Source organism: Crossiella sp. NPDC003009 (assembly GCF_053591555.1).
The window spans coordinates 108,236-132,514 of record NZ_JBSFUA010000003.1; the positions used below are offsets into that span (position 1 = coordinate 108,236).

Genomic DNA, 24,279 nt, shown 5'->3' on the forward strand with positions numbered 1-24,279 from the left:
GTCAGTGCGCTCCTGCTCCGGCCAGTTCGGCCTGCGCGTTCCCGGCGTTCTTCGCGCACAGCTCGAGGAACTCGTGCTTGAAGTACTTGATGGCACTGGTGATCGGGCTGGTCGCGCCGTCACCGAGGGCGCAGAACGAGCGGCCGAGGATGTTGTCGCAGACGTCCAGCAAGGTGTCGATGTCGGCGGGGGTGCCCTCGCCGCGCACCATCCGCTGCAGGATCTGCACCAGCCAGTAGGTGCCCTCCCGGCAGGGGGTGCACTTGCCGCAGGACTCGTGCTTGTAGAACTCGGTCCACTTCATCACGGCCCATGGCACGGACACGGTCTCGTTGAAGATCTGCAGCGCCTTGGTGCCCAGCATCGAACCGGCCTCGGCCGCGCCCTCGAAGTCCAGCGGCACGTCCAGGTGGTCGGCGGTGAACAGCGGGGTGGAGGAACCGCCCGGCGTCCAGAACTTCAGCGGGATGCCGTCCTTCATGCCACCGGCCAGCTCCAGCAGCTCGCGCAGCGTGGTGCCCATCGGCGCCTCGTACTGGCCGGGGTTGGTCACGTGCCCGGACAGCGAGTAGATCGTCGGGCCAGGGGACTTCTCCCGGCCCATCTCGCGGAACCAGCCGGAACCGCCGTTGACGATGTAGGGAACCGAGGCGATGGTCTCGACGTTGTTCACCACAGTGGGAGAGGCGTACAGACCCGCGGTGGCCGGGAAGGGCGGCTTGAGCCGGGGCTGGCCGCGCTTGCCCTCCAGCGAGTCCAGCAGCGCGGTCTCCTCACCGCAGATGTACGCGCCGGCGCCGGCGTGCACCACGATGTCGAGATCGAAGCCGCTGCCCAGGATGTTCTTGCCCAGGTACCCGGCGGCGTAGGCCTCCTGCACCGCGGCGTTGAGCCTGCGGATGCAGTGCAGGACCTCGCCGCGCACGTAGATCGCGCAGAAGTTGGCCCTGATCGCGTATGAGGTGATGATGCAGCCCTCGATCAGCGAGTGCGGATCGGCCATCATCAGCGGGATGTCCTTGCAGGTGCCCGGTTCGCCCTCGTCGGCGTTGATCACCAGGTAGTGCGGCTTGCCGTCGCCCTGCGGGATGAAGCCCCACTTCAGGCCGGTCGGGAAGCCCGCGCCGCCGCGACCGCGGAGGCCGGAGTCCTTGCACAGCTGGATGAGCTGGTCCGGGTGCGCGCCGAAGGCCTTGCGCAGCGCGCTGTAGCCCTCCAGCTGCTCGTAGGTGCGCAGCGTCCAGGAGTTCGGGGAGAGCCAGCGCTTGGTGAGCACCGGCGTCAACGGCTCGGGCATGCCAGCCTCACTTCTTCTCGGGGACGGCCGGGAGCGGGACGTCCTCCGGCATGACCGGGGCGGTCCAGCCGCGCTCGTTGGCCATCTTGGCTCCGCGCAGGGTCTCCACCGCGGCCGAGGGTCCGGCCACGTCCTGCTCGCGGCCCTCGAAGAAACCGGCGAGCTGGAGCTCGGCCTGCTTGAAGTCGGTCAGCGGGGCGCCGCGGGTGGGGTTCGGCTTCTCCCCCCGCTGCAACGCCTTGACCAGCTCCAGCGCCGACTCGGGCGTCTGGTTGTCGTAGAACTCGTAGTTGACCTGGAGCACCGGGCCGAGGTCGCAGGCGGCCAGGCACTCGGCGTGCTCGATGGTGACCGAGCCGGGGGTGCCGGGTTCGCCCGCGGTCTCCTCGTGGCCGACGCCGAGGTGCTCGCGCAGCTTGCCGTAGATCGCGTCCCCGCCCAGGGCCGCGCACAGCGTGTTGGTGCAGACGCTGACCAGGTGCTCGCCGCAGGGCTTGCGCTTGTACATGGTGTAGAAGGTCGCGACCGCGCTGACCTCGGCGGTGGCCAGGTCGAGCTGCTCGGCGCAGAAGGCGATGCCCGCCTGGCTGACGTGGCCCTCAACCGATTGCACCAGGTGCAGCATGGGCAGCAGCGCGGAGCGGCTCATCGGGTAGCGCGCGATGATCTGCCGCGCCTTGTCAACGATGTCCGCGAACTGCGAGGTGTCCACGCTGTCCACTTCGGACATTCGCTCTGGGGTCCTTGTCATCGGTCCACACCACCCATCACCGGGTCGATCGAGGCCACCGCGGCGATCACGTCGGCGACCAGGCTGCCCTCGCTCATCGCGGGCATCGACTGCAGGTTCACGAAGCTGGGTTCGCGCACGTGCACGCGCAGCGGGCGGGTGCCGCCGTCGGAGACCAGGTGGTAGCCCAGCTCGCCGCGCGGGGACTCCACCGGCACGTACACCTGCCCGGCAGGCACGTCGAAGCCCTCGGTCACCAGCTTGAAGTGGTGGATGAGGGACTCCATGGACTGGCCCATGATCTTGCGGACGTGCTCCAGCGAGTTGCCCATGCCGTCGGAGCCGATGGTCAGCTGCGCGGGCCAGGCGATCTTGCCGTCCTCGACCATCACCGGGCCCGGCTCCAGCTTCGCCAGGCACTGCTTGACGATCTTGAGCGACTGGTGGATCTCCTCCACCCGCAGCAGGTAGCGGGCGAAGCAGTCCGCCTCGGTGGAGGTGGGGACCTCGAAGTCGTACTCCTCGTACCCGCAGTACGGCTCGACCTTGCGCAGGTCCCAGGGCAGCCCGGCCGAGCGCAGGATCGGGCCGGTGATGCCCAGCTGCATGCAGCCGTCCAGCGGCAGGTAGCCGACGCCTTCCAGGCGGCGGCGCCAGATCGGCTGGCCGGTGAGCAGCTTGTCGTACTGCGGCAGCCGGGAGTGCATCACCTTGAGGAAGTCGGTGATCTTCTCGTGGTAGTCCTCCGGCAGGTCCTGGGCGAGCCCGCCCGGCCGGATGAACGCGTGGTTCATCCGCAGGCCGGTCAGGTGCTCCAGCAGGTGCAGGACCTCTTCGCGCTCGCGGAAGCCCGCGGTCATCGCGGTCAGCGCGCCCAGCTCCATGCCGCCGGTGGCCAGCGCCACCAGGTGCGAGCTGATCCGGTTGAGCTCCATCAGCAGCACCCGGATCACCTGGGCGCGGCGCGGCGCGGTGACGCCGAGCAGCTTCTCCACCGCGAGGCAGTAGGCGGCCTCGTTGTGCAGCGGCGCCAGGTAGTCCATGCGGGTCACGAAGGTGACGCCCTGGGTCCAGTTGCGGTACTCGACGTTCTTCTCGATGCCGGTGTGCAGGTAGCCGATCACCGAGCGGGCCTGGGTGACGGTCTCGCCCTCCAGCTCCAGCACCAGGCGGAGCACGCCGTGCGTGGAGGGGTGCTGCGGACCCAGGTTGATGACGATGCGCTCGTCGTGGGTGGCGTCCTCCAGCACCTCGTCCCAGTCACCGCCGCTGACGGTGTAGACCGGGCCCTCGGTGGTCTGCCGGGAGTCGGCGGCGTACGGGTCGCGCCCGCCGGTGGCGGTGTCGGCGACCGTGCTGTCGCTGCCCGTGGCGCTGGTGTCGGTGCCGTCGGTGACGTCGGCGAGACGTTCGTGGCTCATGAGTAAGACCGCCTCTGGTCCGGCGGAGGAATTTCCGCGCCCTTGTACTCGACCGGGATCCCGCCGAGCGGGTAGTCCTTGCGCTGGGGGTGGCCGTCCCAGTCGTCCGGCATGAGGATCCGGGTCAGCGCGGGGTGGCCGTCGTAGACGATGCCGAACATGTCCCAGGCCTCCCGCTCCTGCCAGTCCGCGGTCGGGTAGACCTCGACCACGCTGGGCACGTGCGGGTCCTCGATGTCCATGGCGACCTCGAGCCGGATCCGGCGGCGGTAGGTCATCGAGGTCAGGTGGTAGACCGAGTGCAGGCGCTGCGGCACGTCCACGCCGTAGTCCACGCCGGAGACCGAGCTGCACAGCTCGAAGCGCAGGGCCTGGTCGTCGCGGAGCAGCCGGCACAGTTCCAGCAGGTGCTCGCGGCGGACGTAGAAGGTGATCTCACCGCGGTCCACGGTGATCTGCTGGACCGCCTCGGCCGGGATGCCCTTCTCCGCCATGGCCATGGACAGCTCGTCGACGAACTCGTCGAACCAGCCGCCGTAGGGGCGCTCGCTCGGCGCGGGCGCGTAGGCGGGCAGGCGCAGGCCGCCGAAACCGGAGGTGTCGCCGGAGCCGGAGACGTTGAACATGCCCTTGCGGTTCTTGCCGGCCACGACACCGCCAGCGGCGAGGTGCTCCTCGTGCTGGGCCTCGGTCATGTCCGCCGAGCTGTGGGCTTCGCCCTTGGGCTCGGGGAGGTTCGCGTCAGTCACAGCCGATCACTTCTTCTTGGCGTACCGGACGGAGGACGGGATCATCTCGGTGCGCGCGCCGCTGGCGGCCCGCAGCGCGGCCCGCTTGGGCCCGAGCGGCTCGTCCATGATCTTGGCGTGGATCTTCAGGATCGCGTCCAGCAGCATCTCCGGCCGCGGCGGACAGCCCGGCAGGTACATGTCCACCGGCACGATGTGGTCGACGCCCTGGACCACCGCGTAGTTGTTGAACATGCCGCCGGAGGAGGCGCACACGCCCATCGCGAGCACCCAGCGCGGCTCGGGCATCTGGTCGTAGATCTGGCGCAGCACCGGGGCCATCTTGTTGGTCACCCGGCCGGCCACGATCATCAGGTCGGCCTGGCGCGGGGAGGCGCGGAAGGCCTCCATGCCGAAGCGGCCGAGGTCGTAGCGCGGCGCGCCGGTGGTCATCATCTCGATCGCGCAGCAGGCCAGCCCGAAGGTGGCAGGCCACAGCGAGGACTTGCGCGACCAGTTGACCAGTTTCTCCACGCTGGCCAACAGGATTCCGTTGGGCAGCTTCTCCTCAAGACCCATGACTCAGCTCCAGTCCAGGCCGCCGCGCCGCCACACGTAGACGTAGGCGAAGCCGACCGTGCCGATGAAGAGGGCGATCTCTACCAGTCCGAACAGGCCGAGCTGGCCCGCGGTCACCGCGAAGGGGTAGAGGAACACCATTTCGATGTCGAACAGGATGAACAGCATCGCCGTCAGGTAGTAGGCGACCGGCATCCGCCCACCGCCGACCACCGGCTGGGGCGAGGGCTCGATTCCGCACTCGTACGCGTCGAGCTTGGCCTTGTTGTACCGGCGGGGCCCGATGTAGGGCGCGACCGCGACCGAGCCCAGGGCGAACACCAAGGCCAGCAAGAACATCAGCACGAGGGGGAGGTAAGAGTGGAGCACTGTCCCGCCGCCGTCCTTTCCTCATCCGCGCTCGTCAACGGCCGTGACAGCCGCCGTCCGATGGGCACCCTAGGCACCCGGTGCACCGCCCCTTGTAGTAAGGTTCACCTAACTAGCCGGGATGGTGCTGCCGGAGCTTGTGAACTCGTTCACGAACTCCAATGGGCAAGTGTATGACCTGTCCCACTGCCCCCGCGCGCCGGGATCACGGCCGTCCGCTCCGCCGCCGGGGCTGCGCCATCAAGATCAGTGACTACCACCGAACAGCCCAGCCCGCAGCGTGAATCGCTTGTGGGATCAGGCGGTCCATCGCGTCGCCGTGCTTGGGGGAACAATGGGTATGCGCACTCTGTTCGCCGCGCAGGCGGCCGCGGTCCTGCTGGCCGGTTGTGCACCGGAGGAGGCCGGCTACCCGGAGACCGCGCGGCCCTGCGGCAAGCAGAACCGCGAAGCGGCCACCCAGGCTTACCTCGACGCCCTCAACCGCAATGATCGCGAGCAGGTGAAGGCGGTCAGCGAAGGCGACGGCCCGGAACTGGAGACGGCGATCGACGTCCGGATGCGCGCTTTCGGCGGCCGCGGGATCGTCGTCGAACGGGTGCGGTTCGCCGACATCGTCCCCCACGTCGACAGGGCGCACCTGACCGGGACGATGACCGGTGGCGAGTACCGGGAAGTACTCCCGTTGGCTCGCCGGGCCAGCGGTTGGTGCGTCAGCATCCACGGGCGGCCGGTAATCACCGAAGTCCACTACCCCGCCCACTACCCCACCAGCACGCCGCTGGTGATCCCGCCGCCGTCCAGCACTCGTTAGGCCATGCCGGACGGCCGCGGAACCGGATCAGGCGGTCGGCGCGAGCTTGGTGGCGGCGGTGATCACGCGGTCCATCGCGTCGCCGTCCTTGGGGTCGTACAGGCCGGCCAGCAGCTTGAGCACGAAGCGCATCAGCGGCTTGATCGGCATGCCGTACTTGGTGGCGGTGCGCATGATCGTCGGGTTGCCGATCAGCTTGCTGAAGATGTTGCCGAGCCGGTAGTAGCCGCCGAGGGCCTCGGAGACGGCCACCGGGTAGCGGTGCAGGGCGCGCTCGCGGCTGAGGCCTTCCGGGCGGGCCAGGGCGTGCACGACGCATTCGGCGGCCAGCCGGGCGCTTTCCATGGCGTAGCCGATGCCCTCGCCGTTGAACGGGTTCACCATGCCGCCCGCGTCGCCGACCAGCAGCAGGCCGTTGCGGTAGTGCGGGGTGCGGTTGAAGCCCATCGGCAGCGCGGCGCCGCCGACCTTGCCGATCGCGTTGGGCTCGCGCAGGCCCCACTCCTCCGGCGTGCCGTCCAGCCAGGAGCGCAGCAGCTGCCGGTAGTCGACCTTGCCGTAGGCCTTGGAGGTGGACAGGATGCCCAGCCCCACGTTCACCGTGCCGTCGCCCATGCCGAAGATCCAGCCGTAGCCGGGCAGCAGCTTGGGCTCACCGGCGTTGGACTTGTCCCACAGCTCCAGGTGCGACTCGAGGTAGTCGTCCTTGCTGCGCGGGGACTCGTAGTAGCGGCGCACCGCGATGCCCATCGGGCGGTCGTCGCGCTTCTCCAGGCCGACCGAGAGGGCCAGCCGGGCGGAGACGCCGTCGCAGGCCAGCACCAGCGGGGCGCGGTAGGTGACCGGGGTCTTCTCCTTGCCCGCGTTGGCCGTCACGCCGATCACCCGGCCGGTCCGGTCGTCGGTGACCGCGCCGGTGACGTGCGTGTTCTGCAGCAGCCGGGCCCCGGCCAGCTGCGCGTTCTGGGCCAGCATCTCGTCGAAGTCCTGGCGCGGGCGGACCACGCCGTAGGGCGGGAAGGTGGCCAGGTCCGGCCAGTCCAGCTCCAGGGTGACGCCGCCGCCGACCACGCGCAGGCCGCGGTTGTGCAGCCAGCCCGCCTCTTCCCTGGTGTCGATGCCCAGGTCGATCAGCTGCTTCACCCCGCGCGGGGTGAGGCCGTCGCCGCAGACCTTCTCGCGCGGGAACTCGCTCTTCTCCAGCAGCAGCACGTCCAGGCCGGCGCGGGCCAGGTAGGTGGCCGCGGTGGAGCCGGCTGGACCGGCGCCGACCACGATGACCTCGGCGTCCTCGTGCGGCTGACGTCGGCTGGTCGGGGTGGTCATCGAGGCTCCTCAGTCATCGGGGCGAGCTTGTGAACTTCTTCACGAAGTCCCAAGTCGGAGTGTAGTCGGTGGTCAGGGCTTCACTGCGCGGTGCAGGGCGACCACGCCACCGGTGAGGTTGCGCCAGGCCACGTCCTCCCAGCCGGCGCCCGCGATCAGCTCGGCCAGCTCGCGCTGGTCCGGCCAGGCCTTGATCGACTCGGCCAGGTAGGCGTAGGCGTCGGTGTTGGAGGAGAACCGGCGCGCGATGACCGGGAAGGCGCGCAGGTAGGTGTGGTAGCCCAGCCGCATCGGGCCCCAGGTCGGCCGGGAGAACTCACAGATCACCAGGCGCCCGCCGGAGCGGGTGACCCTGGCCAGCTCGCTCAGCGCGACGCTGGTCTCCTGCATGTTGCGCAGCCCGAAGGACACGGTGACCGCGTCGAAGACCCCGTCGGCGAAGGGCAGCCGCAGGCCGTCGGCGGCCACCATGGGCAGCCCGCGCCGCTTGCCGCGCTGCAGCATGCCGAAGGAGAAGTCCGCGGCCACGCACCAGGCCCCGGTGCTGGCCAGGTCCGCGGTGGAGGTCGCGGTGCCCGCCGCGAGGTCCAGCACCCGGTCGCCCGGCCGCAGGTCCAGCGCGCGGGTGGTCTTGGCCCGCCAGCGCCGGTCCATGCCCATGGCGAGCACCGTGTTGGTGAAGTCGTAGCGCCGCGCGACGCCGTCGAACATCTCGGCTACTTCGCGCGGGTTCTTGTCCAAACCAGCCCTGACCATGGGGGCAGCCTAGGGCCTGCCTGCGGAGCACCGCCTGCGAGAGTCGTGATCGAGGCGGTTCCTGGTGGCGCAGCCGGACCGCCCTCATACCGGGCGTATTCGGGTGGTCCGGCTGTGTCACCAGGGACCGCCTCGGCGCGGCTATCGCGGGCGGTGCTCCGCAGGCAGGCCCTTGCCTATCGGCTGACTTGCAGCGCGTCTAGCATCCCGTCCACCGCGCGCGGCCACGGGAACTGCTCGGCGCGGGCGCGGGCGGCGGCGCGGCGGCCGACCTCCGGCTTGTCCAGCAGTGCGGTGACCGCGCCGGCGAAGGCGCGGGCGTAGTCGGGCACGGCGGCGCCGCAGTTCGGGCGGACGATCTCGCGCAGCGCGGAGGACTGGGAGACCACCACCGGGGTGCCGGAGGCCAGCGCCTCCAGTGCGGCCAGGCCGAAGGTCTCGTGCGGGCCGGGGGCCAGCGAGACGTCCGAGGTGGCCAGCAGGTCGGCCACGTCGTTGCGGGAGTTGACGAAGCCGAGGAAGGTCACCGGCAGCCCGGCGGCCCTGCGTTCCAGTGCCTCCCGGCGCGGGCCGTCGCCGGCGATCACCAGCCGCACGTCGTGGCCGGACTCGTGCAGCTCGGCCAGGGTGTCCACGCTGCGCTCCACGTGCTTCTCCACCGACAACCGTCCACAGTGGACAAGCAGGTTCTCCGCGCCGGCGGCCAGTTCCGCGCGCAGGGCGGGGTCGTGCCTGGCCGGGGTGAAGGTGTCCAGGTCGACCCCGAGCGGCACCCGCAGCACGTTGTCCGCGCCGATCCGGTCGAACTCCTCGCGGGCGAACTCGGTGGTGCACACCACGGTCTCGTACCCGGCGGCCATCCGGGTGTTCGCCCAGTCGGCGACCCGGCGGGCGGCGGGACCCGGCAGGAAGAACTGCTCCAGCAGCCGGTCGAAGCGCTCGTGCGAGATCACCACGTTGGGCACCCCGCGCTTGCTGGCCCAGCGGCCCATGCCGCGCAGGGTGATCCGGTCGGAGACCTCCAGCCGGTCCGGCCGCAGCCTGCTCAGCAGCGACTGCACCCGCAGCGGGTCGACCACCCGGTAGCCGCCCATGAACGGCACCTTCGGCGCGGGCAGGGTGATCCGCCGCACGCCGGAGGGCAGCAGCTCGTCGTCCCGGCGCGGGCCGGGCACGATCAGCACCACCTCGTGCCCCGCGGCCACGTACCCGGCGCCCAGGTGGTTCAGCGCGGTGCGCAGGCCGCCCGAACGCGGGCCGTAGAAGTTCGCCAGCTGCACGATCCGCATCGGGGCACCGGTCCTTGGTAGTCGGGCTGAGCCCTTCCAGGGTGCCCTACGCGGCGTGGCTGTCCGCTTCGGGCAGGGATGTGACCTCGGCGTAGTGACCGAGGAGTTCGTCACACACGGCAGGCCAGGTGCGGCGGAGCACCGATTTCCGGGCCTCCGCGCCGTACTTGGCCCGCAGCACCGGGTCACGCAGCGTGTTGACCGCGGCACAGAGCGCCTCGGCGTGCGCGTCCGCGTCGAAGGGCGGCAGCAGGAAGCCGGTGCGGCCGGGGGTGACCAGGTCGCGCGGGCCGCCGGCGTCCGGGGCCAGCGCGGGCACGCCGGAGGACAACGCCTCCTGCACCGCCTGGCAGAAGGTCTCGTACGGGCCGGTGTGCACGAACACGTCCAGGCTGGCGTAGGCGGTGGCCAGCTCCTCGCCGCCGCGGAAGCCGAGGAAGTGCGCGTCCGGCAGCAGCTTGCGCATGTGCCCCAGCTCGGGACCGTCGCCGACCACCACGACCTGCACCCCCGGCATGTCGTGCAGCGGGGCCAGCCGGTCGACGCACTTCTCCAGCGCGACCCGGCCGACGTAGCCGACCAGCAGCTCGCCGTTGGGCGCCAGCCGGGCGCGCAGCGACTCGTCCCGCTTGCCGGGGTTGAAGCGGACCGTGTCCACGCCCCGGGCCCAGCGGTGCACCCTCGGGATGCCGTGCTCCTCCAGGGCCTGCACGGCCCAGGTGGAGGGGGCCAGGGTGCGGTCGGCCATGGTGTGCAGCCACTTCGTCCACTTCCAGGCGGCGCGGGCGGTGAGCCCGAGGCCGTAGGAGGTGGCGAAGCCGGCCACGTCGGTCTGGTAGACCGCCACCGTCGGGATGCCCAGCTTGCGCGCGGCCACCAGGCCGCGGGCGCCGACCACGAACGGCGAGGCCAGGTGCACCACGTCCGGCCGGAAGTCCTGCAGGGCCTTGAGGATCTTGCGGCTGGGCCAGCCGATGGGCTGGGCCTTCAGCACGGGCAGCTGGAGCTCCGGCACCCGGACCACCGGGTAGCCGCAGTACTCGTTGACGCCGTTGCCGGGCGCGATGACCAGCGCCTCATGCCCCGACCTGCGCAGGTGTTCGAGCACTCGCATGACGGAGTTCGTCACGCCGTTCACCTGCGGAAGGAAGCTCTCGGTCACGATCGCGACTCGCACGGCACTCACGGTGCCGTCACTCGCGGCCCGTGGGTCGACACGGGCGTGACGCGCCGCGTAACTGTTGTCGAACTCCTCGTTGTCCTGCTTCACGACCGCCGCACCTCGCCTGCTCAGCTCCTTCCGACTACCCCGGCAGACGGATGTTCACCCTTGTCGCGGGTGCCCGCCACTCCGGCGCGCCGTGGGCCGAACCGCAGTCTTGACCTGGTGATCCCCGACACGTCATCTTCGCTTCGCGTCACTGACACCGTACGCGGTCAGGCTAGGTCGGCATGACCGTCGTGCCCCCAGCGCCTCCGCACCCCGTCGAACCAGGGCTTTTGTCCAGGGCGCTGGAGGTGGCGGGCCGGCTGGCCAACGACGCCGCCGACGTGATCACCGCCACCGCGGGCCGCGGCGCGCACCCGGAAGCCGGGGACAATCCCTTCGACTGGGTGACCGACACGGATCACACCTTGGAGCGGCACACCCGCCGGGTGCTGGCCAGGGAGTTCCCCGGCATCCCGGTGATCGCCGAGGAGTTCGGCGCCGAGGCGCACCCGCCGGGCGCGGAGTACCGCTGGCTGGTCGACCCGGTGGACGGCACCGCCAACTACGTGGCCGGCATCCCCTGGTGCGCCTACAGCCTGGCCCTGATGGACAGCGCGGGCCCGGTGGTCGGCGTGGTGGCCGACCCCTACCGCGGCCAGATCTACGCCGCCGCCCGCGGCCGGGGCATCCGGGCCAACGGCGCCCCGGTCCGGCTGGACCCGCACGCGGGCGTCTCCGGCGGCATCGTCTGCGCGGAGCTGACCAGGGCCGGGCCCTGGCCGGGGATGGGCGAGTTCATCACCGCCGCGGTCCTGGCGCACACCGGGGTGCGGGTGCTCGGCTCGGCGGCGCTGGCGGTGGCCCAGGTGGCGCTGGGGCACGCGGTGGCCGCGGTGCTGGACAGCTACCGCGAGTGGGACGTGGCCGGGTCGATCGCGCTGGCCCTGGAGTCCGGCGCGGTGATCCTGGACCGGGAGGGGCGCCGGCGGTCGCTGCCCGCGGACGGGATGCTGGTGGCCACCCCGGCCGCGGCCGCCGACGTGCTGTCCTGGTGGCAGGCCGGAACTACTTCTCGCCCTGGCTGACCCCGCCGCTGACGCTGCCCGCCTGCACCGAGCTGTCCATGTTGCCGCCGACGAAGTTCAGCCTGCCGCCGGTGTTGTCGATGTGGTTGTTGATCACCTGGTTGGCGCGGGCCTGGAACTCGACCACGGAGATGCCGCGGGCGGTGAGGAACTCGCCGATGGCCCGGAACGCCCTGGCCTCCAGCAGCTGCAGGTAGCGCTCCAGGTCCTTGCGCTGGAAGTAGTTGGCCACGTCCTCGTCGGCGGTCAGCTCGCGCAGGCTGGCGGCCGCGCCGTACTTGTCCGGCACCAGCATGCCGTGCGGCTGCGGGATCGGCCGCAGGGTGCGGAACAGGGCCTGGATCCGGCGGGGCGCGGTGACCGGCAGGCTGAGCAGGCTGCCGAAGGCGTGCCGGATCGGCGCCCAGGGGGTGGCCGGGCGGCGGTCGGCGACCCGGTAGTGCTCGGCCACCGGGCGCAGCACGCACGGGGTCCACTCCAGGTAGAGCATCTTGTCGTCCGCGGCCAGGTGCAGGTAGATCGAGACCACCAGGTTGCGGTCCCAGGTCTCCACCTGGAAGCAGCGGTAGTAGCGCATCCACTCCAGTGGCCGTTCGCGCAGCTCGGCGACGATCTCCGCGGGCAGGGTGCGCACCGGCGGCCGGTCCACGTCCGGCAGCACCCAGCCGGCCCGCTCGTCGTGCAGGTGGTCCAGCAGGGTCTCCGCGGCCACCACGACCTGGTGCCGCGGGGTCAGGCCGCCCAGCCGGCGTTCCGGGGACAGCGAGGCGGAGCCGCCCAGCTTGGCCAGTTCGGTGCTGACCTGGTCGTACAGCTCGGCGAGGGTGAACCCGGCCGGCTTGCTCGCCCCCGCCGGGTCCAGCGGCAGCGCGATGGACCAGGGCTGGAACGGCGCCCCGCTGCCGACGAAGGGGTGGTAGTCCCGGTAGACCAGCACGTCGCTGTCCTGCTCGGTCTCCTCGAACCGGCCCAGCGCGCGGCGCAGCCGGGGGAAACCGAGGTTGCGGACCAGGCGTTCGCCGGGCCAGGTGCCCTGGGCGGGCGCGGCCTGGAAACCGGGGCCGGGGCGGAAACTCCGGCTCAGCAGCGCGGCCAGCAGGAACTCATCCGCGAGCACCACCAGCAGCGCGATCAGCACGAACACCCAGGGCAGCAGACCGATGTCGGTCGGGTCCGGGGCACGGCGGGAGCCGGTGACCTCCCGTGGCGCGAACTGGTTGGCCACCACTAGCACCGCCAGCACCAGGAACAGGATCAGCGCCCAGCGCCGGATCCGGCGCACCACCTGGAGCTTGACCACCCCGCTCCACTCGCGCAGCAGGGTGGAGCGCTGGCCCGCGGCGTGCCGGGGTGAGAGGTAGCTCCAGGCGATGGCGTAGAGCAGCCACAGCATGAACAGGTAGCCACCGGTGTAGACCACGCCGAGCAGGCACACCAGCAGGATCGCGTCCCGGATCCGGCGGCGGGTGCGGGCGGCCACCGCCTCGCGCAGCACCGCGCCCACGTTCACCCCCGGCATCGGCGGGGCCGCGCGCAGCGGCTCGACCAGGGTCTCCCGGATCGCCTGGTCGGCGAACTCCTGGTCCAGGTGGGCAGCGGCGCACAGGTAGCGGGTGGTCTCGTCCTCCTGCCGCCACGGCGCCCTGGCCGCGTGGCGGGTCCCGGTCCTGGGCCAGGGCAACACGGTGTCGGTCACCGTTCTCCTCCGAATCCGCCGAACGGGCCGGTCGTAGTGGTCTCGCCGGTGGTGGTCGGCGTGGTGCGGCGGGTGGTGGGCCGGGTCGTGCGGGTGGTCGGGCGGGCGGTGGGGAAGTAGGTCGGGAAACGGGTGTCGGAGGGCTCGAAGCTCGGTTCGACGGGATATTCCTGGTAACTGTCGCCGGTCAGCGTGACCAGCGCGATCGCCCCACCGCTGACGGTGAGCCAGCCGAGCGCGAGCACCGCGCCCAGCGCCAAGGAACTCAGTTGCCTGGGGGTTCCGTTCGGAGGCACTCGAGGAAGCTAGCCCCGGCGGCGCAGCCCCACTGCGTCATAGGTCACAGAAGATTCGACCGTTATCGCCAGACTTCACCCATGACCACCGAAGTCCAGGCGGACCGACTGCGCACCATCGTGCGGGCCAAGTGGGGACTGCGGACCCCCGGCTCCTCCCCTGCCGACGAGCAGGTGCTGACCGCCGACGAACTGGCACTGGCGCAGGACCACGAGGCCGCGCTGACCGGCTACCGCACCGCGCTGGCCCAGGACCCGGCCAACGAGGTCGCCGCGCTGGGCGAGGTGGTCGCGCTGCTGGCCACCGGCGCCACCCAGCCGGCCCTGTCGATCATGGAGACCCGGTTCGCCCAGCACCAGGGCGATCCGGTGACCCGCTTCCACCTCGGCCTCGCGCTGTACGCGCACAGCCTGGAGATCAGGGCGCACACTCGAGGTGGCGCGCCGATGATCATCTCCCGGCGGCAGGCGGAGACCTGCCGGGAGCTGGCCGACCGGATCACCGCGCTGGGCCTGGCGGATCCGCTGCTCAACCAGGCCGCGGCGGACCTGCGCGCGGAGGCCGAGGCGGACCAGGCGTGGGTGTGGAGTCCCGGCACCAGGTACGCGCCCTTGGTGATCGGGCTCGGCCTGAGCCTGCTGCTGCTGGCGCTGGGCGCCGCGGCCGAGGACGGCACGCCGATGGCGGCGGGCGGGCTGCTCGGCGCGGTGACCCTGTTCCTGCACGTGGTGCTGAACCGGCGGCAGCGCCTGGACCTGCGCTCCCGCCGGTACGCCCGGCTACTGACCCATCGCGGGGCCTAGAGACCGGCGAGCACCTGCTCGGTGGCCTGGTTCACCGTGCCGCAGTCGGCGGGCGGCACCTGCTTGCCGTTCGGCGGCTTGCTGAAGTCGATCGAGACGTCGGCCTCCACCTTGACCAGGTGGGCGCTGAACTTCACGTCCTTCTGCCCCGGCTTCACCGTGATCGAGTTCAGGCAGCGGCCACCCTTGCCCTGGTCCACGCTCATCACCCGGACCCCCGGCAGGTCGGCCATGGTGATCTTCTCGGCGCGCAGGCCGCCGCTGGAGTTGGCCTCCGGCTCGTCGTCGAGGTCCCAGCTGACGCTGACCAGCAGCTTGAGCGGCTCAGTGGGGCTGGTCAGGTAGATCCGGCAGTCGTACGGGCTGACGTAGTCCACCCGCTGCGGCTGGTAGTCCGGGTACAGCGCGGTGAGCTGGTCCTTCTTGGCGCACGGGTCCTTGCCGAGCAGGCGGCTGTCCGGGGCCGCGGCGCGCGCGGGCGGCGACTCCAGCTTCGGCGCGAGCTGGGCCAGGTAGGCGCCTGCCTGCTGGCAGCGCTCCGGCCAGGGCGCGGGCTTGCCGGTGTTGGGCACCATCCGGGCACGCAGGGTGGCGGAGAAGTCGGTCTGGCCAAGCTGGATCTTGGCGTGGCAGGTGTCGTCCTTGTCGCCGGTGCTGAAGGTGGGGAAGTAGACCTTGCGGCCGCCCACGTCCTCGGCCTTGTCCTTGGCCTTGTCCTTCGGCTCGTACGGCGCGCCCACCTTGAGCTCGAACAGCCAGAAGTGCTCGGCGTTGGGCGTGCCGCCGATCCCGGTGCAGCCGTGGAAGCCCGGCCCGGGGTTGAGGACCACCTTGGGGCCGAACTTCTTCAGGAACTCCTGGTCGTGCAGGGCGCAGATGTCGGCTCCCTGGATCTTCTTCATCAGCGCGACCGCGGTCTCGGAGGACTTGTCCGACTCCACGGGCGCGCCCGGCCGTGCGGTGCTGGTGGGCCGGGCCGCGCCGCTGGGCGTCTGCGCGGCCTGCGGGGTGCCGGGGATGGCGGTGGTGCAGCCCGCCGCGATCACCGCGACAAGGCACACGACTCCGGGGAGGAGGCGGGACATGGCTGACATGGGGTCCTCTGGCGCACTCGGTCTGGTCCTTCCCCCCGTTCGGCGGAACGGTAACAGCGGGACCAGCCCGGCCGCCGGGAAACGAACTGATCAGGCGACGGCTCAGTCCGCCTGACGCAGGTGCGGCAGCTGCTGTTCGAGCAGCTGGAGCTGACTGTCCACCCGCTTGAGGTCGGGCTGGGCCATCAGCTGGGTGATCAGCTCGCCGATCCGGCGCTCGGTGGCCGAGAACTCCGCGGCCGCGGCCACCAGCCGCCGGTACAGCGGGTGCTCGGTGAGCCGGGGCTGCCGGGGCGGGTGCAGGCGGCGGCCGGTCTCGGCCAGCGAGCGCGCGGTGGGCAGCTCGGCCCGCATGGTGGCCACGATCTGGCCGAGCCAGTCCCGCGCGGGCGAGGGCGGCACCTGGGCCAGGGCCTGGTCGCAGCGCCACACCGGCCCCTCGCAGTCGGCCAGCAGCCGGGACCAGGCGTCGTTGACCGGCGGCAGCGGCGGCAGCGGCCGGTGCGCGGGCATCGGCGGTGGCGGCAGCGCCGGGCGGCGGCGCTCCCCCACCGTGCTGACCGCCATCACCACGCCGCCGATGACCAGTCCGGGCAGCCCGCCGATGATGGCTGGGCCGAACAGCAGCGCGAACATCGAGATGACCGCGGTGCCACCGACGAAGGACCCGCTGATGATCAGGAGCAGCAGGAAGGGCAGGAAGACCACGCCGTAGCCGATCAGGAACCCGGTCAGCACCGGGTTGTGCTGGCGGCCGCGCGGATCCCGGTCAGTCATGGTTGATCTGACGCAACAGGGGCAGCTGCTGTTCCAGCATGCGCAGTTCGTCACCCGCTCGATGCAGCCCGGGCGCGCCGGCCAGCCGCACGATGATCCCGCCGAGGTGCCGTTCGGCCGCGGCGAACTCGGCCACCGCCGCGGCCAGCCGCACCCGCGCCGGGTGCTCGGGCCCGGCGTGCAGCCGCCGCCCGGTCTCGGCCAGCGTCCGCGCCGCGTCCAGCTCCGCGCGCATGGTCCGCAGGATCCGGACCAGCCAGTCCTTGGCCGGGGACTCGGGCACCGCCTCGGCCGCGTGCCCGACCCGGCGCAGCGAACCGGCGCACTGCTCGTACATCGTTGTCCAGACATCCGGCGGTGGCGCGCGGTATCCGGCGGGCCGGGCCATCGAGGGCCGCGGCAACGCGACCGGCTGCGGCGCGGGCTCCGGGAGCGCCTCGGCAACCGGGCCACCTGCGCGCAGCAGCCCGAGCGTGGCCCCGGCCAGCGCGCCCAGCCCGCCGCCGGCCAGGCTGATCAGCACCAGCACCGGGAGCACCGGCAGGTCGGGGTCCACGGGCAGCAGCAGGTACGCGCCGAGCAGGGTCAGCACCACCCCGGCCAGCGAGCCGAACGCCGTCGGGGTGGACAGCCAGGAGGCTCGCACACGGGCCAGCGGCGCGCGTGGCCCGCGCTCGGGCAGGCCCGGTATGCCAGGCAGGGTGGTCACCCACCCCAATTTACGGCCTGCCGCAAGCTCAGGCGTCGAAGTCCACCGTCACGGTGTCGGTCACCGGCAGGGCCTGGCAGGTCAGCACGAACCCGGCCTCGACCTCGTGCGGCTCGAGCGCGAAGTTGCGCCGCATCCGCACCTCGCCCTCGGTGACCTTGGCCCGGCAGGTGCCGCAGACCCCGCCCTTGCAGGCGAAGGGCAGGTCGGCGCGGACCCGCTGCGCGGCGTCCAGGATCGGGGTGTCCCTGGGCAGCGCGAGCACGGTCTCCCTGCCGTCGAGCAGCACCACCACCTCGGCCGCATCACCGTCCACAATGGACTCTTCTTCGCGGACCAGCTCCGGCGGCGGCTCGTCGACGTAGAACAGCTCCTGGTGCACCCGCTCGACGGGCACCTGCCTGGCCAGCAGCACGTCCTGGGCCGCGGTGACCATGCCGTAGGGCCCGCACAGCCACCAGTGCGCCACCTCGCGCACCGGGACCAGCAGGTCCAGCAGCTTGCCGATCCGCTCGGCGTCCAGCCGCCCGGCGAACAGCTCCACGTCGCCGCGCTCCCGGCTGAGCACGTGCACCAGCTGCAGACGGCCGCGGTAGGCGTCCTTCAGGTCGGCCAGCTCCTCGGCGAACATCACCGTGTCGCTGCGCCGGTTGCCGTAGAACAGGGTCACCCGGCTGTCCGGGCAGTCGGCGAGCAGGGTGGCCGCGATGGACAGCACCGGGGTGATGCCAGAGCCCGCGGCCAGCAGCACGTGGTGACCGCCCAGCTCGGTCGGGCTGAACCCGCCGGAGGGCGGCAGCACGTCGATCTTCTCGCCCGCGCGGACCTCGTCCACCAGCCAGGAGGAGAACAGGCCGCCGTCCACCCTGCGCACGCCGATCTGCGGGGCCCGCCCGCGCGGGGCGCAGATCGAGTAGGACCGCCGCTCCTCCACGCCGTCGGGGGTGAGCCGGCGCAGGGTCAGGTACTGGCCGGGCCGGAAGGCGAACTCCGCGCCCAGCTCCTCGGGCACCGCGAAGGTGACCGCGACCGCGTCCGCGCACAACTGGTCGACCCTGGCCACCTCCAGGGTGTGGAAGGCCGCGCGAGGGCGCGACATCGCCGGAGCGGCCATCAGATCTCCTTGACGTGCTCGAAGGGTTCGGCGCAGGCCGAGCAGCTGCGCAGGGCCTTGCACGCGGTGGAGGAGAACCGGGACAGCTCGACGGTGTCCCGTGATCCGCAGCGCGGGCAGGGCACCACCGCGCTGGGCGGGTCCAGCCGCAGCGGCACCGGTCCGGCCAGCCGGGGCCCGATCCGCTGGGGCGGCGCGATGCCGTGCTCGAGGAGCTTGCGGCGGCCGTCCTCGCTGATCCAGTCGGTGGTCCAGGCCGGGCTGAGCACGGTGCGCACCTCGACCCGCTCGAACCCGGCCTCGCGCAGGCCTCTGCGCAGGTCGGCGCGCATCTCCTCCAGCGCGGGGCAGCCGGAGTAGGTGGGCGTGATGGTGACCAGCACGGTGTCGCCGCTGACCGCGACCTCGCGCAGCACGCCGAGGTCGGCCAGGGTGAGCACGGGCAGCTCGGGGTCGAGCACCGCTTCAGCCGCCGCGCGCGCTCGCTCTACTGTGGACGGTGCCATGGCGGTCACCACACCGCGTCCGGCTGGGAGCGGGCGATGTGCTGCATCTCGGCCAGCAGGTAGCCCATCGGCTTGGAGTGCACGCCGTCCCGCCCGGCCCGGCCGCCCACGGTGGCCAGCGGGAGCACCTCTGGCCGGGTCAGCGTGGCCGCGGAGAGCACCTGGTCCAGCACCGCGTCCACCTCCGCGCGCAGCTCGCCGGGGTCCACCGCGACCCCGGCCTCGGCCAGCCGCAGCTCCACCGGGTGCGCGGTGAACAGCTCCGCCAGGTACGGCCACATCCGGTCCAGCCCGTCCTGCATCCGCCGGTGCGACTCCTCGGTGCCGTCGCCGAGCCGGAGGGTCCACTGCGCCGCGTGGTCGCGGTGGTAGGCCAGCTCCTTGACGCCCTTGGCCGCGACCGCGGCGAGCACCGGGTCGGCCGAGGCGGACAACCTGGTGAACAGGGCCAGCCGGGCGGTGGCGAACAGCAGCAGGCGGGCGATGGTCTGGGCGAAGTCGCCGTTGGGCTGCTCGACCAGCCGGACGTTGCGGAACTCGGTCTCGTCCCGGAAGTAGGCCAGCCGGTCCTCGTCCCGGCCCGCGCCCTCGGCCTCGCCCGCCCGGCTCAGCAGCAGCCGGGCCTGGCCGAGCAGGTCGAGCGCGATGTTGGCCAGCGCCACGTCCTCTTCCAGCTCCGGCGCGTTCGAGCACCACTCGGCGGTGCGCTGGGACAGCACCAGCGCGTCGTCGCCGAGCATCAGCGCGTACCCGAACAGGTCCTGACGGTCCACAGTGGACGGAAACTCTCTGTCCACAGTGGACATCTCGTCGTGGAAGCCGGAACCATAGGCCCACCGGGCGTCGTCGTGCTCCTCGGCGAGTGCCTGGTAGGCGTTGTCGAAGGACATCAGTGCCTCACAGGTGCGGGACGCCGTCGGGGATGTCGTAGAAGGTCGGGTGCCGGTACACCTTGTCCCCGGCGGGCGCGAAGAACGGGTCCTTCTCGTCCGGGCTGGAGGCGGTGATCGCCTCGGCCGGCACCACCCAGATGCTCACGCCCTCGTTGCGCCGGGTGTAGAGGTCGCGCGCGTTGCGCACGGCCATCTCCGCGTCCGGGGCGTGCAGCGAGCCGACGTGCACGTGGTTGAGCCCGCGCCGGCCACGCACGAAGACCTCCCACAGCGGCCAGGAGGAACGCACCTCTGCCATCACGCGACTCCCTTCGCCCGTGCCGCCCGCTTGGCCGCGTAGGCCGCGGCCGCCTCCCGCACCCAGGCCCCGTCCTCGTGCGCCCGCCGCCGGTGCTCGATCCGCTCGGCGTTGCACGGCCCGTCGCCCTTGACCACCCGCATCAGCTCGGCGAAGTCCGGCGTGCCGAAGTCGTAGTGCCCGCGCGTGGCGTTCCAGCGCAGCTCCGGGTCGGGGAAGGTGACGCCGAGCGCCTCGGCCTGCGGCACCGACATGTCCACGAACTTCTGCCGCAGCTCGTCGTTGGTGTGCCGCTTGATCCGCCAGGCCATGGACCGCTCGGTGTTCGGCGAGCTGTCATCCGGCGGCCCGAACATCATCAGCGACGGCCACCACCAGCGGTCCACCGCCTCCTGCACCATCCGCCGCTGGTTCTCGCTGCCCCGCATCATGGTCATCAGCAGCTCGTAGCCCTGCCGCTGATGGAAGGACTCCTCCTTGCAGACCCTGATCATCGCGCGGGCGTACGGCCCATAGCTGGTGCGGCACAGCGGCACCTGGTTGCAGATCGCCGCCCCGTCCACCAGCCAGCCGATCACGCCGACGTCGGCGAAGGTCAGCGTGGGGTAGTTGAAGATCGAGGAGTACTTCTGCCGCCCGCTGATCAGCTTCTCGGTCAGGTCGGTCCGGTCCGCGCCCAGCGTCGCCGCCGCCGCGTACAGGTACAGCCCATGACCGGCCTCGTCCTGCACCTTGGCCAGCAGGATCGCCTTGCGCCGCAGGCTCGGCGCCCGGCTGATCCAGTTGCCCTCCGGCTGCATCCCGATGATCTCCGAATGCGCGTGCTGGGCGATCTGGCGGATCAGGGTGGCCCGGTAGGCCTCCGGCATCCAGTCCCTCGGCTCGATCCGCCCGTCCGCGGTGACCGTGGCGGTGAACTCGGCTTCCAGCTCTGGCGGTTCGGTTTCGAGCACGGCAGACACCTCCGGCCGGTTCGGGAACACGCTCGATGTTACACCGAATCGCCGAAGTTGGAAGAAAGTGTCACATCAGGTTTGCCGGCGCTTCTCCAGCCAGCGAACCAGGGGATACGCGATCACCCACGCGCCCGCGATCACCGCGATGATCGGCCAGATGCCCATCCAGGCGTGCCTGCCCGCGACGCGGACCAGGTCGTCAGGGGCGTTGAGGTCGTACTCGACCTGGACCATGTTGCCCTCGGCCAGGCCCTGCGGGTACAGGATGCCGCGGCTGGGGCTGTGGATGGCGCCGTCGGGGGTGTTGTAGCGGACGATGGTGCGGCCGAAGGTGACGGCCTGGACCTCGGCGACGGCGGTGCCGGTGCGTTTGCCGATCTTGTAGTCGTTGACCAGCATGGCGCCGAAGAGCACCACGCACATCAGGGTGATCAGGCTCGCGGCCGCCAGCACCGCGACCGAGGTGCGGCGCAGCCTGCGCGGCTTGGGCAGTGTCGCCACGCGACGGCGCAGCCGGTCCAGTAGTCCTGCGTTCTCCGCCACAGCACGAACTCTAGTGCGCGCGGCCGGGCGGGCGCGGGCCATACGCTGCTGGGGTGACCTTCGCTCCGTCTCGCCGCAGTGCGCGCGCCGTGCGGGTGCGCACCCGGGAACTTCCCGCCGGGGTTGACCTGCTCGGACAGCTGCCCGACTCCGATGACGTGCTCGCCTGGGTGCGGGAGGGGGACGGGCTGGTCGGGTGGGGAGTCGCGGCCGAGTTCCGTTGTGCCGGGCCGGACCGGTTCGCGGCGGCGGATGACTGGTGGCGGGAGCTGCGGGGCTCGCTGGCGGTCGAGGACGAGGTGGGACTGCCCGGGACCGGGGCGGTGGCCTTTGTCAGCGTGACGTTCGCGGATGGGCCTGAGGAATCGGTGCTGGTGGTGCCGCGGGTGATCGTCGGGCAGCGGGACGGGCGGGTCTGGCGGACACAGATCGGCGAGGTGGCCGGGGACCCGGTGCGGCCGGTGCGCGGGCCGGGGCTGGTGCGCTACGCCGAGGGCCGGCTGCCGGTGACCCGGTACCGGGAGGCGGTGCGGGCCGCGGTGGCCCGGATGCGGGCCGGGGAGCTGGCCAAGGTGGCGCTCGCGCACGACCTGCTGGCCACCGCGGCCGAGCCGTTCGACCCCCGGTTCCTGCTGGCCGGGCTGGCCCGCCGGTATCCGAGCTGCTGGGCTTACTCGGTGGCCGGGCTGGTCGGCGCGACGCCGGAGTTGTTGTTGCGACGCAACGGGTCCGAGTTCTCCTCCCGGGTGCTGGCCGGGACCACCTGGCCGCGCGAGGGCGCTACCGAGGACGAGCTGGCCGCGGAACTGCTGGCCTCGGCGAAGAACCGGGAGGAGCACGAGTACGCGGTGCGCTCCTTCGTGGACTGCCTCGGTCCGCTGTGCGCCGAGCTGGACGCCCCGGCCACGCCGGAGGTGTTGCGGCTGCGCAACGTGCTGCACCTGTCCACCGACGTGCGCGGCCGGCTGCACGACGACGGGTCGCTGTTGCGGCTGGCGCAGGCGGTGCACCCGACCGCGGCGGTGGGCGGCACGCCGACGCCGGACGCGGTGGCGCTGATCGCCGAGCTGGAGGGCATGGACCGGGGGCGCTACGCCGGGCCGGTGGGCTGGATCGACGGCGCGGGCGACGGGGAGCTGGGCATCGCGCTGCGGTGCGCGCAGCTGGACGGCAACACCGCGCGGCTGTTCGCCGGGTGCGGGATCGTGGCCGACTCCGATCCGGACACCGAGGTGGCCGAGGCGCGGGCGAAGATGATTCCGGTGCGGGACGCACTGGAAGGCGCATAAGGAAACGGCGGGACCCCCTTCGCGGAGAAGGGAGTCCCGCCGTCCTTTGTGGACCTACTTGCCCGCGCGGGCGGACAGGTCGTGCAGGATCTGCTGGTTCTCGATCGCCTTCTTGGCGTTCTTCGGCTCCTTCACCTTGGCCGAGCGCTCGGTGCCCTGAGTGGAGACCTCGGGGTTGAGCTTCGGCTTGCCCTTGGTGAACAGCCAGGTGTTGAAGACCTCGTCCAGCTTCTTGCCGGAGAGCACCTCGGCCAGCGCCTTGAACTCCTCGATGGTGGCGTTGCCGTACTTCTTGTTCTCGGTCCAGGTCTTCACCGTCTGGAAGAAGACCTGGTCGCCGACGGTCTTGCGGATCGCGTGCACGGCCATCGCGCCGCGGTCGTACACCGCGTTGTGGAACTCGTTGCCCGAGCCCGGCTCGCCGACGACGACCTGCCAGAACTGGTCGTTCTCCGGGTAGCGCGCGTAGGTGAAGTCGAACCACTCCTGCGCGGTGCCCTCACCCTTGTGCTCCGACCACAGCCAGGGCGCGTAGGTGGCGAAGCCCTCGTTCAGCCAGATGTTGCGCCACTTGGCCACCGACACCGAGTCGCCGAACCACTGGTGCGCCAGCTCGTGCACCACCACGTTGACGTTGACGCCGTTGCGGAAGAAGCCGGTCGCGTAGGTCGGCCGGGTCTGGTTCTCCAGCGCGAAGGTCAGGCCCTCCTTGGGCACCACCCCGCCCTGCGCCTCGAACGGCCACTCGCCGAAGACGGTCTCCAGGAACTCGATCACCTCGGGCGTGCGCTCCAGCGAGGCCTTGGCCGCGCCCTCGAACTCGCCGAGGCCCTCGGAGTAGGCCGTGATGAACGGCTGGCCCTTGTGCCCGGTGCTCTGGTGGATCTCGAACTGGCCGATGGTCAGGAAGGCCAGGTAGGTCGCCATCGGCTTGGTGGAGCGCCAGTTCCAGCGGGTCCAGCCGCCCGGCTGCACCGCCCGGCTCTTCAGCGAGCCGTTGGAGAGCACCTCCACCCCGGTGGGCACCGCGACGCTGATGTCGAAGGTCGCCTTGTCCGTGGGGTGGTCGTTGCTCGGGTACCACCAGCGCGCGATGTGCGGCTCGTTGATCGCGGTCGCCCCGTCGGAGGTCCGCTTCCACAGCGTCTGGCCGTTGATCTTGACCGTGGAGGGCACGCCCTCGTACTCCACCACCACGGTCAGCAGCGAGCCCTTGGCCGCCAGGCGGGCCGGGGTCACCACCAGCTCGGCCTCCGGCGTCTGGGTGAAGCTCGCCTTGGCCCCGTTGACCCGCACCGACTTCACCGGCAGCGCGAAGTCCAGGTTGAACCGGGTCAGGTCCTGGGTCGGCGCGGCCACGATGGTCGTGGTGCCGGAGAGCGTGTCGCTGGCCGGTTGGTACTTGAGGCGGATGTCGTAGTGCGAGACGTCGTATCCGCCGTTGCCGTCGTTCGGGTGGTACTCGTCACCGATGCCGGGAGTACCGGCCGAATCGATGCCAGCCGACGCCGGCCACGCGAGCAGCGCGACGGCCGCTGCCGTCGCCGCCGCCACGCGGAGGCTGTGTCGTCGAAGCATGGTTGCCCCTCCTGAGTGCGATCGTGCAGGTAATCGCGCAGGCTGGAACATAGTCAGATGCGCAGGTCAGCACCAGGCTGTTACCGGTATGCCCAGGACATGGGATGAGGTGAAACGGAAAA

General features: G+C 71.4%; 26 protein-coding genes. 4 read left to right on the top strand and 22 right to left on the bottom strand.

Annotated features, from left to right (window positions below; genetic code table 11):
• Position 1 precedes the first annotated feature (1 nt).
• Genes nuoF through ACWDY5_RS04515 form a run of 6 tightly spaced genes read right to left on the bottom strand, consistent with a single transcriptional unit; the run spans position 2 to position 5,124 of the window.
• Entirely contained in the window at positions 2-1,297 is a 1,296-nt protein-coding gene (nuoF, locus tag ACWDY5_RS04490; RefSeq protein WP_449720919.1) for an NADH-quinone oxidoreductase subunit NuoF, read from the bottom strand.
• A gap of 7 nt (positions 1,298-1,304) precedes the next feature.
• Positions 1,305-2,027 (bottom strand): NADH-quinone oxidoreductase subunit NuoE, encoded by a 723-nt coding sequence (nuoE, locus tag ACWDY5_RS04495; RefSeq protein WP_449720920.1) that lies wholly within the window; start codon positions 2,025-2,027, stop codon positions 1,305-1,307.
• Positions 2,028-2,044: 17 nt separating this feature from the next.
• Positions 2,045-3,448, bottom strand: coding sequence for an NADH-quinone oxidoreductase subunit D (locus ACWDY5_RS04500; protein WP_449720921.1), 1,404 nt, complete (start codon positions 3,446-3,448; stop codon positions 2,045-2,047).
• Complete coding sequence (locus tag ACWDY5_RS04505) at positions 3,445-4,143, bottom strand: NADH-quinone oxidoreductase subunit C (RefSeq protein ID WP_252480665.1); 699 nt, start codon at positions 4,141-4,143, stop codon at positions 3,445-3,447. The genes ACWDY5_RS04500 and ACWDY5_RS04505 overlap by 4 nt, the downstream gene beginning before the upstream one ends.
• Positions 4,144-4,203: 60 nt before the next feature.
• A complete protein-coding gene (locus ACWDY5_RS04510; protein WP_185000556.1) occupies positions 4,204-4,755 on the bottom strand; it encodes a NuoB/complex I 20 kDa subunit family protein in 552 nt (183 codons plus the stop codon).
• A gap of 3 nt (positions 4,756-4,758) precedes the next feature.
• Positions 4,759-5,124 carry an NADH-quinone oxidoreductase subunit A gene (locus ACWDY5_RS04515; protein WP_283661859.1) on the bottom strand — a complete coding sequence of 122 codons (366 nt, stop codon included), beginning with the start codon at positions 5,122-5,124 and terminating at the stop codon, positions 4,759-4,761.
• A gap of 340 nt (positions 5,125-5,464) precedes the next feature.
• On the opposite strand from ACWDY5_RS04515, the gene ACWDY5_RS04520 reads away from it, so the two are divergent.
• Positions 5,465-5,938, top strand: a complete 474-nt coding sequence (locus tag ACWDY5_RS04520; RefSeq protein WP_449720922.1) for a hypothetical protein — start codon at positions 5,465-5,467, stop codon at positions 5,936-5,938.
• A 27-nt stretch (positions 5,939-5,965) separates the two neighbouring features.
• Here ACWDY5_RS04520 and ACWDY5_RS04525 read toward each other — a convergent pair whose 3' ends face one another.
• The 4 genes from ACWDY5_RS04525 to ACWDY5_RS04540 all read right to left on the bottom strand — a co-directional run bounded on the left by ACWDY5_RS04525 (position 5,966) and on the right by ACWDY5_RS04540 (position 10,438).
• Positions 5,966-7,264: a geranylgeranyl reductase family protein gene (locus tag ACWDY5_RS04525; protein ID WP_252480487.1), complete on the bottom strand. Its 1,299-nt coding sequence runs from the start codon at positions 7,262-7,264 to the stop codon at positions 5,966-5,968.
• Between the two features lie 72 nt (positions 7,265-7,336).
• Complete coding sequence (locus tag ACWDY5_RS04530; protein ID WP_449720923.1) at positions 7,337-8,020, bottom strand: demethylmenaquinone methyltransferase; 684 nt, start codon at positions 8,018-8,020, stop codon at positions 7,337-7,339.
• A 176-nt stretch (positions 8,021-8,196) separates the two neighbouring features.
• Positions 8,197-9,309, bottom strand: coding sequence for a glycosyltransferase (locus ACWDY5_RS04535; RefSeq protein WP_449720924.1), 1,113 nt, complete (start codon positions 9,307-9,309; stop codon positions 8,197-8,199).
• A gap of 46 nt (positions 9,310-9,355) precedes the next feature.
• Positions 9,356-10,438 (bottom strand): glycosyltransferase family 4 protein, encoded by a 1,083-nt coding sequence (locus ACWDY5_RS04540; protein WP_449720925.1) that lies wholly within the window; start codon positions 10,436-10,438, stop codon positions 9,356-9,358.
• Between the two features lie 323 nt (positions 10,439-10,761).
• Here ACWDY5_RS04540 and ACWDY5_RS04545 point away from each other — a divergent pair, with 323 nt between their 5' ends.
• Positions 10,762-11,604, top strand: coding sequence for an inositol monophosphatase family protein (locus ACWDY5_RS04545; RefSeq protein ID WP_449720926.1), 843 nt, complete (start codon positions 10,762-10,764; stop codon positions 11,602-11,604).
• Here ACWDY5_RS04545 and ACWDY5_RS04550 read toward each other — a convergent pair.
• Positions 11,585-13,300 (bottom strand): hypothetical protein, encoded by a 1,716-nt coding sequence (locus tag ACWDY5_RS04550; RefSeq protein WP_449720927.1) that lies wholly within the window; start codon positions 13,298-13,300, stop codon positions 11,585-11,587. The two genes, ACWDY5_RS04545 and ACWDY5_RS04550, sit on opposite strands and share 20 nt — an antisense overlap.
• Positions 13,297-13,596 carry a hypothetical protein gene (locus ACWDY5_RS04555; protein WP_449720928.1) on the bottom strand — a complete coding sequence of 100 codons (300 nt, stop codon included), beginning with the start codon at positions 13,594-13,596 and terminating at the stop codon, positions 13,297-13,299. The genes ACWDY5_RS04550 and ACWDY5_RS04555 overlap by 4 nt, the downstream gene beginning before the upstream one ends.
• 81 nt (positions 13,597-13,677) lie before the next feature.
• Here ACWDY5_RS04555 and ACWDY5_RS04560 point away from each other — a divergent pair, with 81 nt between their 5' ends.
• Entirely contained in the window at positions 13,678-14,400 is a 723-nt protein-coding gene (locus ACWDY5_RS04560; RefSeq protein WP_449720929.1) for a hypothetical protein, read from the top strand.
• Here ACWDY5_RS04560 and ACWDY5_RS04565 read toward each other — a convergent pair.
• The 9 genes from ACWDY5_RS04565 to ACWDY5_RS04605 form a co-directional block, all read right to left on the bottom strand.
• Positions 14,397-15,485: a hypothetical protein gene (locus ACWDY5_RS04565; RefSeq protein ID WP_449720930.1), complete on the bottom strand. Its 1,089-nt coding sequence runs from the start codon at positions 15,483-15,485 to the stop codon at positions 14,397-14,399. The two genes, ACWDY5_RS04560 and ACWDY5_RS04565, sit on opposite strands and share 4 nt — an antisense overlap.
• A 111-nt stretch (positions 15,486-15,596) precedes the next feature.
• Positions 15,597-16,271 carry a hypothetical protein gene (locus ACWDY5_RS04570; protein WP_449720931.1) on the bottom strand — a complete coding sequence of 225 codons (675 nt, stop codon included), beginning with the start codon at positions 16,269-16,271 and terminating at the stop codon, positions 15,597-15,599.
• Entirely contained in the window at positions 16,264-16,980 is a 717-nt protein-coding gene (locus ACWDY5_RS04575; RefSeq protein WP_449720932.1) for a hypothetical protein, read from the bottom strand. Before ACWDY5_RS04575 ends, ACWDY5_RS04570 begins: the two co-directional genes overlap by 8 nt.
• 28 nt (positions 16,981-17,008) lie before the next feature.
• A complete protein-coding gene (gene paaE / locus ACWDY5_RS04580; RefSeq protein WP_449720933.1) occupies positions 17,009-18,094 on the bottom strand; it encodes a 1,2-phenylacetyl-CoA epoxidase subunit PaaE in 1,086 nt (361 codons plus the stop codon).
• On the bottom strand, positions 18,094-18,600 hold the full coding sequence (gene paaD / locus ACWDY5_RS04585) for a 1,2-phenylacetyl-CoA epoxidase subunit PaaD (RefSeq protein WP_449720934.1): 507 nt from the start codon (positions 18,598-18,600) through the stop codon (positions 18,094-18,096). The genes paaE and paaD overlap by 1 nt, the downstream gene beginning before the upstream one ends.
• A 5-nt stretch (positions 18,601-18,605) precedes the next feature.
• Complete coding sequence (gene paaC, locus ACWDY5_RS04590) at positions 18,606-19,490, bottom strand: 1,2-phenylacetyl-CoA epoxidase subunit PaaC (RefSeq protein ID WP_449720935.1); 885 nt, start codon at positions 19,488-19,490, stop codon at positions 18,606-18,608.
• Positions 19,491-19,497: 7 nt separating this feature from the next.
• Positions 19,498-19,791 (bottom strand): 1,2-phenylacetyl-CoA epoxidase subunit PaaB, encoded by a 294-nt coding sequence (gene paaB, locus ACWDY5_RS04595; protein ID WP_086783046.1) that lies wholly within the window; start codon positions 19,789-19,791, stop codon positions 19,498-19,500.
• Positions 19,791-20,744 (bottom strand): 1,2-phenylacetyl-CoA epoxidase subunit PaaA, encoded by a 954-nt coding sequence (gene paaA, locus ACWDY5_RS04600; protein WP_449720936.1) that lies wholly within the window; start codon positions 20,742-20,744, stop codon positions 19,791-19,793. The genes paaB and paaA overlap by 1 nt, the downstream gene beginning before the upstream one ends.
• 75 nt (positions 20,745-20,819) lie before the next feature.
• Positions 20,820-21,290: a DUF3592 domain-containing protein gene (locus tag ACWDY5_RS04605; protein WP_449720937.1), complete on the bottom strand. Its 471-nt coding sequence runs from the start codon at positions 21,288-21,290 to the stop codon at positions 20,820-20,822.
• 53 nt (positions 21,291-21,343) lie between these two features.
• Here ACWDY5_RS04605 and ACWDY5_RS04610 point away from each other — a divergent pair, with 53 nt between their 5' ends.
• Positions 21,344-22,579, top strand: a complete 1,236-nt coding sequence (locus ACWDY5_RS04610) for an isochorismate synthase (protein WP_449720938.1) — start codon at positions 21,344-21,346, stop codon at positions 22,577-22,579.
• A 54-nt stretch (positions 22,580-22,633) separates the two neighbouring features.
• On the opposite strand, the gene ACWDY5_RS04615 is transcribed toward ACWDY5_RS04610, so the two are convergent.
• The gene (locus ACWDY5_RS04615; RefSeq protein WP_449720939.1) at positions 22,634-24,157 is read right to left on the bottom strand and encodes a M1 family metallopeptidase; all 1,524 of its coding nucleotides are present in this window, start codon (positions 24,155-24,157) and stop codon (positions 22,634-22,636) included.
• Positions 24,158-24,279 lie beyond the last annotated feature (122 nt).